The organism is Sphingobium sp. IP1, from assembly GCF_002708645.1.
Classification (GTDB): domain Bacteria; phylum Pseudomonadota; class Alphaproteobacteria; order Sphingomonadales; family Sphingomonadaceae; genus Sphingobium; species Sphingobium yanoikuyae.
Map to the genome: position 1 here is coordinate 46,312 of NZ_NOIW01000030.1, position 9,906 is coordinate 56,217.

The window sequence follows — 9,906 nt, forward strand, 5'->3', positions numbered from 1 at the left end:
GGTGCCCGCAATGGCCACCTTGGTTCGCGAGCAAAGCCGGCGTTTTGACGTCCATTTTGAGTTCCGGGTTCAATCTCTTGTCAGGGAAGATTCAAGTTGGATGATCCAGGCAGAGGGAGATTGCGTAGGTCCATTCGACACGGTGGTGATCGCCGTTCCGGCTGAGCAGGCGGCACCACTGCTGTCTCTTCACGATCTCGAAGCTGCGCGCGAGGCCGCGTCTGTCAGGTCCTCACCTTGCTGGGCGGTTATGGTCGAATTTCCGCATCAACTGGATGTACCAACGCCGTTCGCTACCAACGTCGATATTTTCTCGATGGTTGCATGCAACAGGTCCAAACCTGAAAGGGGTGATGGTGAATGTTGGATATTGCACGCCAACAGCCACTGGTCCCAGGATCATCTGGAATGGTCGCCGCCTGAGGCTGCCGCGTATCTTCTCGACGCCTTTGCGCGACTTTTCCAGATCAGGCTCCCTGCCCCCACATTTTTGAAGGCCCATCGCTGGCGGTTCTCGCAGCCCTATGCGCAGTCGAGCAGGATCATCTGGAATCCTGGCATAGGCTTGGGTGCCTGCGGAGACTGGTGTCATTCACCGACGGTCGAGGGCGCATGGCTTTCGGGCGTCCTGCTTGCTGACACAATGCTGTCGCAACCGATCGACGCTAGCGTCAATGGAGCCGTCGCACGATGACTGCTTTGCAAAATGAGACAGGCAAATATCTGGCCCGACCCGCAACGGCGGCGATATTCGGCGCGAGTGGCGCGATCGGCCAGGCCATTGCGCTCCGTCTCGCGCAAGGTGGACGGTTCAGTTCGGTCCACACCGGCTCGCGAAAAGGTCGATCTGTCCCGGCCCCGGACTGCGTGCCCTTCAGCTTCGACCTGGAGAATGAGGCGTCGATTGCCGCGGCAGCAGCAACTCTGCCAAGCTCGCTCGACCTGATATTTGTCTGCACCGGCATGTTGCACGATCAGGTGGCGGCAATCGCTCCGGAAAAGACGATGCGTGCCCTGGACGCCAAAGCACTCGCACGAAGCTATTTGATAAATGCTATCGGCCCCGCTCTCATCGCCAAACATGTCCTGCCACGGCTTGCGAAAGATCGACGCGCCATCTTCGCTGTGCTCTCAGCAAAGGTCGGGTCGATCGGCGATAACCGGCTTGGCGGTTGGCATGCCTATCGGGCAAGCAAGGCAGCACTGAACATGATGATCCGAAATTTCGCGATCGAGATGGGGCGGACACATCCCCAGGCCATCGCCGCTGCCCTCCATCCCGGCACCGTAAGGAGCGCCCTTTCCGCTCCCTTCACCGCCCGCATTTCGACCGGAAAAATCTTCACGCCGGAATATGCTGCGGAGCGGCTGCTCGATGTGCTCGATGGGCTTACACCGCAAGACAGTGGCGGGCTGTTCGCGTGGAACGGAGTCCGGCTGCCAGACTAAAGTGGTACGAGCGGCGCGTCTCCCTCCTTCACGGAAACATCCAACATTCGGTGCGTATAGCAGGCAAATTCCAACATATCGTGAAAGCAAGATGCATAGAAAATTGATTATCGGCAGCCTGCTGGCTGCCACGACTCTACTAGGCGCATGCGCGCTCATCCAGCGGCCCGGACCAGTTGGTAACGTTAATGTACCCGCCCCCGCCAAAGCCGTCGACCTCGCACAGTATATGGGGCTCTGGTTCGAGCAATTCAGATATGAGGCACCTTTTCAGAAGGACATGGACGGCGTCACAGCCAACTATGTGATGAATCCGGACGGCACCGTCCGGGTCGTCAACCGTGGACGCCGGGGATCGAAATGGAAGGAATCGGTCGGCAAGGCCAAGCTGGTCGAGGGTAGCGGCAACGCCAAGCTCAAGGTATCATTCTTCGGCCCATTCTATGGCAACTATTGGGTGCTGGATCATGGCGATGACTATAGCTGGTCTATCGTCGGAGAACCCAGCGGCCGCTATCTGTGGGTACTGACCCGTGACCAACATCCTTCGGACCAGATGAAAACCGAGCTTGCCGAGCGCGTCAAACGGTTGGGATATGACTGGAATCTGGTACGCATCACCCGCCAATGATGGCGCGTTTCGACATTTCTCATAGCGGGAACTGGACGCACTCAGCCCGCTTTGAGCATCGGGCGGGAGGACGTGAGCCAAATGGACGTATTTTGGAAAAGAGCATCGCTTTTCGGGGAGGTCACCATGAAACTAGCTACCTTGGCCGTATTCGCCTCAATCTATGGGTGCAGCGTCTTCCCGGCCACCGCCGCTGAAATTTCCACGCATGTGCTCGACCTTGCACGTGGCACCGGCGGCAAGGGCGTGCCTGTTGCACTGTCCAAGCGCTCGGCGGATGGCGTCTGGCAGCAAGTGGCCAAATCAACGACGGATGCCAATGGTCGTGTTCGTAGCTTCGACGATGGCGGCCTGTTCGACACGGGCGTCTACCGCCTTGAATTCGATATGTCGAAATATCCCGATGCGTCTGCAAATCCCTTCTTTCCTGAAATTGTCCTGACCTTCCGCGTTGCCGACAAAGAGGGCCATTATCATGTCCCGGTGGTAGTCAGCCCTTATGGATACTCGACTTACCGGGGCAACTAATGTGCAGGGAGCGAAGCTCTTGAGATCCGCGGTCGAAGCCAGTTGGCCAAACCGTCGATGATGTGCAGCTGAGGGTTTGAGAGCCAGTACCTATCGGCCTGCGCTTTCTCTCAGTCGCCAATTGGCTAGCGCAAAGGACAGCCAATCGGCGCATATTGAGTGCAATCTTCTTTCCGCTGCAGGGACATGACGTCGAGACATCGGGGATAGCAAAGGCAAGAAGCGCGGTATCCGTGTCCGGCGGCGGCCCACTCACTATAGTGGATCATGTTTTTTGCACCCGCATCGCCGCGCCCCACGGATGTGTGAGACCGATGCGTTGCCTCGATAGCCAAGGCCCGGCATAGGCGCGCATATGAGTGAATTCGTACAGGCCGCCATTCTCGCCGTGATCAAACGCGCCCCGATCTGGATCCGGCAGGATCTGACATCGAAGGATTTAGGCGCCCGTGTCCGTGCGGAGGAGTCGCTCGCCATGATCATTGCCGACGCCATCCGCAAGCAGGGCGAACTGCCCGAATGATCAGGTCCTGGATGTTCGGGCGAGAACGCCGGCAGTCCGCTTCAACTCGGCTATCCGTTCGGCGCAGACTTCATGCACCACACAGCCCAGATCCTCGACCTGTCTGCCAAGCCAGCTGAGTTCCGCTTCGCTGATCTTGTAATGCTTGGAATAGCGGGCCTTCACATAAGCCTCTTTGAGCTTTTCCCAGCGTGCCTGATCGATGCGCCGCTCGCGCGGCCAGACATCGACCAGCCGGCGATCCAGCCGCTCCGCCCGTGTGCGCAGGAATCCGATATTATGGACATGGGGCGTGTAGAAGGTCGTGACGAGCAGCACGCAGTGATAGAGCCGTTCAGTGGCCTGATGCATGTCAAATGCCGCTTTTTTTAGCCAACCTTGCGACGCGGAATGCAAAGCGGACGCGTGGAAATGGTTTGCCGTAGGAAACCACTCCTCGAAATATTCCTGTGCCATGGCAAGCGCCTGGTCGGGCGTCTTTGGCTTGGGAACATGGAGCTCGCTGTCTTCGACCTGATAGAGCGCGATGCCGTCTTCGCGCACGTCCATGAAGAAATAGCGGCCATGGGCCAGACCGTCATTCACCTCCTGCAGCGTATGGACAATGAAATTGACCGGGGTACGGATCGCGTGGGTGATCGCCAGTTCGCGATTGAAGCGGTCCTCGAGCTTGAGCCAATAGTCGACCCGCTCGGTCAGCCGCTTGTCATTGACGATGATGAGAATGTCATAGTCGGACTGATAGCCCTTGGCGGTGTGCGGTTCGTCGACCCATCCGCCCCTGGCATAGCTGCCATAGAGAATGATCTTCTCGATCCGGCCGCGCTTCTTCCAGCCATGGTTGGCGAGCGCCAGCGCATCCTCGAATTCCTCGAAGATGATCCGCACGACCCGTTCGAGCTCGCGCTGTTTGTCGCCGGGCAAATGATCCAGATCGGTCCGCATCATCCTATCCTAGCTTAGTCCGCAGGGCGGCTGCAATGAGGGGCCGGCCGTTCGTCACGATGGCTCTTCACGACGTACGATCTGTTCCAAGATCGCGCGCGCTTCAGTTTGCCAATGGTGCATGGCCGCCAGCGCTGCCGGGGATAGTCTCACCAGCTTGCGGCGGCGATCACGGGGATCGGCAAGCCTTTCAATGACGCCGAGCGCTGCCAGCTTCTTGATCCATCTCTGCGCGGTTGCCGGCGCAATCCCTGCGGCAATTCCTACCGCCGTGACAGAGAGGTCGATCCGTTCAAGGGCGCAGGCATAGATGTCGAGCATGATATCCCATGCCGGTTCAGCCGATTGGACAAGCGCGGCATGATCAGCGCGGCGACGGCGCATCTCGCCGATCGATCGGATGAATCTTGCACCCATCTCGTCCTCCAAAGGAGTAGGGGCTCGGGGCACGCGCCGCCGTTTGGTGCCGGCTAGCATCCTGGCAGGCTTTCCTGGCGCCGCCATGTTGCCAGGTCGGAGCGCCTTGCGCGGTTGATCGGTCATCTCGCCTTGTTTCCGGCATGACGCAGGTCTGACCTGTGGATAAGTCCGGCTCTTGGCCCGACATGCCGCTGCGCTGGGCTTGTGCCTTTTACCCGGCGTGGTCGGCGGCAGGCCGGCGCGACCAGGCCGGGTCGACGCCATGGCGGCGGAGCCGACTGCGATGCCGCGCGGTGGCAGCCGCCAGGAAAAGCATCTGCGGCACGGCCCAGAAGGCGGTGCTGATCCAGTAGAGGACAGGAACGATCTGCGGATCGAGCAACCGGATGACATGGCCCATCACCGCCAGCAGCTGACAGGCCGTGATCGCCATCGGCCAGTAGCGGCGCGCGAACAGCATGATCGCCCCCAGCGCGATCAGCATGGCGAGATCGACCAGGAAGATCGCCGATTGGAAGCCCTCTGGCGGGGGAGGCGCATGGATGGAAATCATGATCGAGGCGAAGGTGCCTGCAAGAAAAACTCCTGCGGTCAGCCGCTCGGGGCTGCCGCCCCGCACCAGGGCATAGCTGCAGCAGATTGCCGAAAGGATGAGGAAGGCCAGCAGGATCATGGTCGCTTGTCCACATTAAGGCTGGCCTTCCCTCATTTGCAAATCGGGCTCAGGCGGCGGCTGCAAGCGTGGCGACAGGCGCAGAGGGCGCTTTGGCCTGCTGGCAGGGCCAGGTCGGACCGAAGCTTTCTGGCGTGGCCCCGAAGCGCTTGGCGATCCGGCCATATTCGGCATGGGCTTCCACGATCGCTGTTCGGCTTTCCATATGGGCATCGATCGCGCGCCGCAGCTTGGCGAGCGCCGGTTCGGCAATACCGGGCGGAAGACCCTGATCTTCCTGGACCCTGATCGTTGCGATGATGAGCTCGGCCGTCGAGACGATGCCGCTGTCGGCAGACTTCTCGGCCAGCTGGATTGCCGCAGCGACGGTCATGATGCCGCTATGGAGCGGATGGTCGGTCGGCTTGGACATGCGCATTCTCCTCGCGCCAGTATCGTGGCGCACCTGCTGTGATGCCGGTGTGGGGAAGGCTCAGTGGGAGAGGCGGCGGAGAAAATCGGCAATGCTGAATAGCATGCCTAGGCCAGCGCTGATCGCGAAGAAGCAGAAGCCGATCGCGATCGCGACCGCCAGAGTGAGAAGCGACCGCGTAACCAGCGTCATCCCGTCCGGTCTCGTTCCATCGAGAATTTCCCGCACGAGCAGGCCGAGATTGACCTGCCCGCGAGGCGGGGTGACGGACCGCCTCTCGCCCTCAAGACCATCCTCCGGCCTGGACCGATCGATGGCGTTCTGGGCGTGTGGCACAGCTGCTGCAGGATCGGCCTGATCGGCTAGACCTATCAAATCGCCCCCTATTTTCTCGGGGGCGCTAGTGGTAGATGGCGGCACGATCCGGGCCAGATGCTCGGCATAGAGCAGGGCCGCATGCCGGCGGTCGCGCGCGCCCAGCTTGACGACCGCGTCGCGGATATAGGTGTTGACGGTGCCGGGCCTGATATTGAGGGCGCGGGCAATATCCTCCGAACTTTTGAGATCGCGCACCATCAGCAGGCATTGGCACTCGCGAGGCGTCAGCCGATCAAATTGCGTCTCGGTCATGCGTGCGTCTGGAACCTCTCGGCCTTCGGGGTGGGGGCATCTTCCCTCAGGCGATATTGCGTTGCAATTCCAAACGCTTTTTCAGCGATGATCGGGGCCGGGATTGGAAACGCGAGGATGATCGTGCCGGCCTTGACCTTGGCCCCGTCGATTGCGCGCAATCAGCTGTCGCGAACCGCCTGGGCCAATTGCGACGCGATCGCGCGCCGGCGTTCATGATAATGCTCCAGGAGCGCCTTGAGCGCCTGCCATCTCCCGGCGTGCGCAAATTGGTCGATCCGCTCGATTTCGGCTGGGGCGTCGGCCAGCAATTCGGTTTCCATACGGCGATAGGGGCCAAGCCGCGCCGCCGCATTGGCGACCGCCCGGTCCAGTTCGCCATTGCCGGCCGCCATGCCGATCGAACCGAACAGGATCGCGCTATGATCCGCGATGCCATTATGGCCATGGGGAATGGTCAGCGCGGCCTGGTTGGTTTCGAGCCGCTGCACCGCGATGCCGAGCAGCATCTGGTGCCAGTCGAGCAACTGGCTGATATCGGCGGCATCGAGACGGGGCACATGGAAGCCGATCCCTGCCGTGGCCTGGACCAGCCGCTCGCCCGAAAGGCGACTGAGACTGTCGCGCACAGGGGTGATGCTGACGCCCAGCTCCATCGCCAGCTTGGTCGCCTCGAGGCGAAAGCCCGACGGCCAGGCACCGGCAATCAGCCGCCGGCGCAGCGCATCATAGGTGGGCTCGAGCACATGGGCCGGGCTCATGCCTTTTCTCCAGCGCTTTCCAAATACGCGGCCAGCAGCGCCTCCTGATCGGGCCGCAGCGCATCGATCGCACCGACATGGTCGGGCAGATTGTCACCGAGCAGGATCGACGGGCACTGACCTTCATAATTGCCCAGATTGGGGCGATGCTGGGCATAGCCGACCAGCGCCGCAAGTTCGGGACTGAAATGTCTGGCCACTGCAGGCGGATAGGCGAGCCAATGATTCTCATAGGGCTTGAGCCAACCAAGGCAGTATCCGACCACGATGGCACGCCTGGCGCTCTGGCTGATATTGGCGCCTGCACCATGGGCCGTCGAGCCAAGAAAGCAGATCGCGCTGCCCGCCGGGCATTGGGCGACGATGGGTTCCTCCTGTCCAGCCCTGGCCATGCCGGCTTCGCCATGGCTGCCGGGGTAGACAAGTGTCGCAACATTTTCGCGGGAGAAGGCATCGAGCGGCCAGATCACATTGACAAGATATTCATGCGCCCCCTTGGCACCCTGCCACATGCTATGATCGCGATGCGGCAATTGCTGGGCTGGGCCGGGCAGTATCTCGATCGCCTGCATGACATTGAGCTGGATCCGGTCGCAGGCGGGCTTCAGCACGGCCTCGACCAGGTCCATGATGACCGGGTTGAGGACGAGCGCCTGCGCGTCGCGCGAGCGCTTGAGCAGGCCGCCAAAGCGCCTGGTCCTCTCGCCATAGAAGCGTCCCTGGCAGAGCGGGGTGGCGGCGAAACTGGGTTCAAGATCTGCATTGAGCGCATGGATGACGTCTGGCGGCAGCGCATCCTCGATGACGCAGTAGCCGTCTCGCAGCAGCGTCTCCCGCATGCTGATGTCCCAAGCCTGTAGGCGCATCATGCGCGCCTCCCATGGCGTGGGGCGCTCAGCTGATATTGAAGCGAGGCATGGATCCCCGCCCGTTCAAGCATGGACGGCGTGCTTGCATCGATATGGATGTGCAGGGCGATGAGGAACTGATCTCTATGCCGAACCGGCTGGCCCAGCGCTTCGCATCGCCAGCCGAATGTCGCGACCTGCGCGAACCACGAGCGCTCGGCGACGCCGGTGTAGGAGCCGATGCCATTGGCCAGGGCATGATCGACAAGCGCGATCACGAGCTGGTTGCGCGCGTCAAGCCGCTCAGCGGCCCTGAGGTCGCGATCAAGGCAGAAACGGGTGATCTCCCGGACATGGTCGCCGGTCGGGACCGGACCAGCGCACAGATGCGGGAAGATGTCCGCGAGGATATGGGGCCGGTTTGTCTGCAGCAGCCGTGTTGAGGCGCGATGATGCAATTCCGTATCGGTCAGCACCAGATATTGCGCGTCTGGCGTGTCGAAATGGTCAACCTCATAGCGGTCGGCCAGCACCGGAAGATCCCATTTGAGCAGGTCGATGAAGACCCGCTTGCGCGCTTCGAACATGGCGCGGAGCACCATATCCTCGTCGATATGCGGGTCCCGGATGATCGGGGAAGCCATGTGCTGTTCCTGTCATGATTGAACATGCACGCATGACATCATCGCAGCCCGACCCCGCCTATACCCAGAAAGGGGGATGGCACCGCCGCGCGCATCGCGCGGCGGTGCGGTCGATCAGACCCGCTCGCGCCAGCGGAATATGTCGGAAAAGCTGATCAGCCCGTCGAACAGGGCATAAAGGATGAGCGAGGCGCGGTTGCTCGTATCATAGCGGTCGCGCGCTTCCTTAAGATGCTGGATCACCGTCTCCTTGCTGATGCCCAATATCCGACCGATCTCCCAGTTGGTCTTGCCCCGCGCCGCCCAGAGCACGCAGTCGCGTTGCCGGTCGGTGAGGCGCGGTTTCTTGATGGGGCGCCGCCACCCCGACAACCGGCTCGCCTGGGCGATGGCAATGGCGCCCAATATGTCAGCGATGATGAGCATCCTCTCAGGGAGCGGGCGTTCTGTGGCGGTGACGAAGGTGCAACTGCCTGTGACCGTACCGGGCAGGTGACGCGGGACGGTGAAGCCGTCGACCATGCCATGTTTGCGCCCGGTCTCGAAGGTGACCCGCTCGATCGGCGTAATCGGTATGAGATGTTCGATTTCGCGCCATCGAAAGCCCGACAAACTGCTTTCGCCGGCTCTTCGGACCGGATCGGTCTGGGCGAGGTTGAAGCCGATATAGATATCCGCCCAGCTGGCCGGGTAGCTGTGCACAAGCATTGATGTGCCCGAATGTCCGCCAAGGCCGACGTCGACGCTGAGGGCAAAGCGGTCAAACCCTAGCGCTATGGCGATCCTGTCCATCGCCTCATGAAGGGCGTCTGCGGACAGGGCACGAAGAATGGTCTTGCTGAGCGACTCTATCTGTTCCTGATTCATGACTTGGGATCTGCGCCCATGCCGACGGGCCCAACCCGTTACGTCATGAAGGCGCCCTTTTCCTGGCTCGGGCCGTTGGCGACGTCCCTCACGCCGCGCCGCGAGCGTTTCTGTCTGCCTTTGGCTGCAACCTCTGTTCCCGAAGCGGGAGGACTCTCCTGGTCCGTGGCGCAACTCTGCCCGAATGACCGCCGGTTTCAAGATGCTTTGTGACAATGATGTGACAGGCGATCGATGGCGGCTTGGCCATCGCCGGCCAAGCTTCATTTCGCTTTCCCGATCTCGAGCCAGACCCTCATGATCTCATGCCTCGCGGTCACGATCCCGGTGGCAAGGAAAGGGGGCTGCGGACGCCGCGCCTGCGCGGCGGCGTAGGTCTGGCCGCTTCCTCTCAAAATCGGGAGTGGCCGGCGCTCCCTGCTAGGCGCGTCGCGACCGGTGGCAACCTGCTGCGCAGCTGCTCCATTGCCATTGCGCCCTGACGGTGCCGACGCCCGCTCGAGCGCGCCTTTCCGCTCGCACCCTGCCGCCCCCCCTAATTCCCGCCCAAACCACCGGCAGGGCGGGAATTAGGG

At 61.4% G+C, this 9,906-nt stretch carries 14 protein-coding genes; 5 read left to right on the top strand and 9 right to left on the bottom strand.

The annotated features are described in order from the left end of the window. Window positions 1–10 precede the first annotated feature (10 nt). From CG471_RS12740 to CG471_RS30660, 5 genes are all read left to right on the top strand, one after another. Entirely contained in the window at window positions 11–694 is a 684-nt protein-coding gene (locus CG471_RS12740) for an NAD(P)/FAD-dependent oxidoreductase (RefSeq protein WP_048939285.1), read from the top strand. Beyond that, window positions 691–1,449: an SDR family NAD(P)-dependent oxidoreductase gene (locus CG471_RS12745; protein ID WP_004209644.1), complete on the top strand. Its 759-nt coding sequence runs from the start codon at window positions 691–693 to the stop codon at window positions 1,447–1,449. Before CG471_RS12740 ends, CG471_RS12745 begins: the two co-directional genes overlap by 4 nt. A gap of 91 nt (window positions 1,450–1,540) precedes the next feature. Next, complete coding sequence (locus tag CG471_RS12750) at window positions 1,541–2,080, top strand: lipocalin family protein (RefSeq protein ID WP_080993714.1); 540 nt, start codon at window positions 1,541–1,543, stop codon at window positions 2,078–2,080. A 126-nt stretch (window positions 2,081–2,206) separates the two neighbouring features. After that, window positions 2,207–2,608, top strand: a complete 402-nt coding sequence (gene uraH / locus CG471_RS12755) for a hydroxyisourate hydrolase (RefSeq protein WP_004209641.1) — start codon at window positions 2,207–2,209, stop codon at window positions 2,606–2,608. Between the two features lie 355 nt (window positions 2,609–2,963). Beyond that, complete coding sequence (locus CG471_RS30660; RefSeq protein WP_004209640.1) at window positions 2,964–3,131, top strand: DUF6771 family protein; 168 nt, start codon at window positions 2,964–2,966, stop codon at window positions 3,129–3,131. Here CG471_RS30660 and CG471_RS12760 read toward each other — a convergent pair whose 3' ends face one another. The 9 genes from CG471_RS12760 to CG471_RS12800 form a co-directional block, all read right to left on the bottom strand. Next, window positions 3,132–4,076, bottom strand: a complete 945-nt coding sequence (locus CG471_RS12760) for a HEPN domain-containing protein (protein ID WP_099232090.1) — start codon at window positions 4,074–4,076, stop codon at window positions 3,132–3,134. It abuts the gene before it with no gap. Between the two features lie 54 nt (window positions 4,077–4,130). Further along, on the bottom strand, window positions 4,131–4,619 hold the full coding sequence (locus tag CG471_RS12765; protein ID WP_037490798.1) for a MarR family winged helix-turn-helix transcriptional regulator: 489 nt from the start codon (window positions 4,617–4,619) through the stop codon (window positions 4,131–4,133). Between the two features lie 88 nt (window positions 4,620–4,707). Continuing rightward, window positions 4,708–5,169: a hypothetical protein gene (locus CG471_RS12770; protein WP_004209636.1), complete on the bottom strand. Its 462-nt coding sequence runs from the start codon at window positions 5,167–5,169 to the stop codon at window positions 4,708–4,710. A 49-nt stretch (window positions 5,170–5,218) separates the two neighbouring features. Then, window positions 5,219–5,581: a hypothetical protein gene (locus tag CG471_RS12775; RefSeq protein WP_004209635.1), complete on the bottom strand. Its 363-nt coding sequence runs from the start codon at window positions 5,579–5,581 to the stop codon at window positions 5,219–5,221. Between the two features lie 60 nt (window positions 5,582–5,641). Continuing rightward, window positions 5,642–6,211, bottom strand: a complete 570-nt coding sequence (locus CG471_RS12780; protein ID WP_004209634.1) for a helix-turn-helix transcriptional regulator — start codon at window positions 6,209–6,211, stop codon at window positions 5,642–5,644. Window positions 6,212–6,372: 161 nt separating this feature from the next. Further along, window positions 6,373–6,972 carry a GntR family transcriptional regulator gene (locus tag CG471_RS12785; RefSeq protein ID WP_004209633.1) on the bottom strand — a complete coding sequence of 200 codons (600 nt, stop codon included), beginning with the start codon at window positions 6,970–6,972 and terminating at the stop codon, window positions 6,373–6,375. After that, window positions 6,969–7,841, bottom strand: a complete 873-nt coding sequence (locus tag CG471_RS12790; protein ID WP_004209632.1) for a phytanoyl-CoA dioxygenase family protein — start codon at window positions 7,839–7,841, stop codon at window positions 6,969–6,971. Before CG471_RS12790 ends, CG471_RS12785 begins: the two co-directional genes overlap by 4 nt. Further along, a complete protein-coding gene (locus CG471_RS12795) occupies window positions 7,838–8,464 on the bottom strand; it encodes an acyl-homoserine-lactone synthase (RefSeq protein ID WP_099232089.1) in 627 nt (208 codons plus the stop codon). The genes CG471_RS12790 and CG471_RS12795 overlap by 4 nt, the downstream gene beginning before the upstream one ends. Window positions 8,465–8,578: 114 nt before the next feature. Then, a complete protein-coding gene (locus CG471_RS12800; protein WP_048939282.1) occupies window positions 8,579–9,331 on the bottom strand; it encodes a LuxR family transcriptional regulator in 753 nt (250 codons plus the stop codon). Between the last annotated feature and the right edge of the window lie 575 nt (window positions 9,332–9,906).

Bases quoted from the DNA above. Each gene is read 5' to 3' on its own strand.
- CG471_RS12760 (WP_099232090.1), bottom strand. From the start codon at position 4,076: ATGCGGACCGATCTGGATCATTTGCCCGGCGACAAACAGCGCGAGCTC.
- CG471_RS12795 (WP_099232089.1), bottom strand. From the start codon at position 8,464: ATGGCTTCCCCGATCATCCGGGACCCGCATATCGACGAGGATATGGTG.
- CG471_RS12780 (WP_004209634.1), bottom strand. From the start codon at position 6,211: ATGACCGAGACGCAATTTGATCGGCTGACGCCTCGCGAGTGCCAATGC.
- uraH (WP_004209641.1), top strand. From the start codon at position 2,207: ATGAAACTAGCTACCTTGGCCGTATTCGCCTCAATCTATGGGTGCAGC.
- CG471_RS12785 (WP_004209633.1), bottom strand. From the start codon at position 6,972: ATGAGCCCGGCCCATGTGCTCGAGCCCACCTATGATGCGCTGCGCCGG.
- CG471_RS12770 (WP_004209636.1), bottom strand. From the start codon at position 5,169: ATGATCCTGCTGGCCTTCCTCATCCTTTCGGCAATCTGCTGCAGCTAT.
- CG471_RS12790 (WP_004209632.1), bottom strand. From the start codon at position 7,841: ATGATGCGCCTACAGGCTTGGGACATCAGCATGCGGGAGACGCTGCTG.
- CG471_RS12765 (WP_037490798.1), bottom strand. From the start codon at position 4,619: ATGACCGATCAACCGCGCAAGGCGCTCCGACCTGGCAACATGGCGGCG.
- CG471_RS12740 (WP_048939285.1), top strand. From the start codon at position 11: ATGGCCACCTTGGTTCGCGAGCAAAGCCGGCGTTTTGACGTCCATTTT.
- CG471_RS30660 (WP_004209640.1), top strand. From the start codon at position 2,964: ATGAGTGAATTCGTACAGGCCGCCATTCTCGCCGTGATCAAACGCGCC.
- CG471_RS12745 (WP_004209644.1), top strand. From the start codon at position 691: ATGACTGCTTTGCAAAATGAGACAGGCAAATATCTGGCCCGACCCGCA.
- CG471_RS12800 (WP_048939282.1), bottom strand. From the start codon at position 9,331: ATGAATCAGGAACAGATAGAGTCGCTCAGCAAGACCATTCTTCGTGCC.
- CG471_RS12775 (WP_004209635.1), bottom strand. From the start codon at position 5,581: ATGTCCAAGCCGACCGACCATCCGCTCCATAGCGGCATCATGACCGTC.
- CG471_RS12750 (WP_080993714.1), top strand. From the start codon at position 1,541: ATGCATAGAAAATTGATTATCGGCAGCCTGCTGGCTGCCACGACTCTA.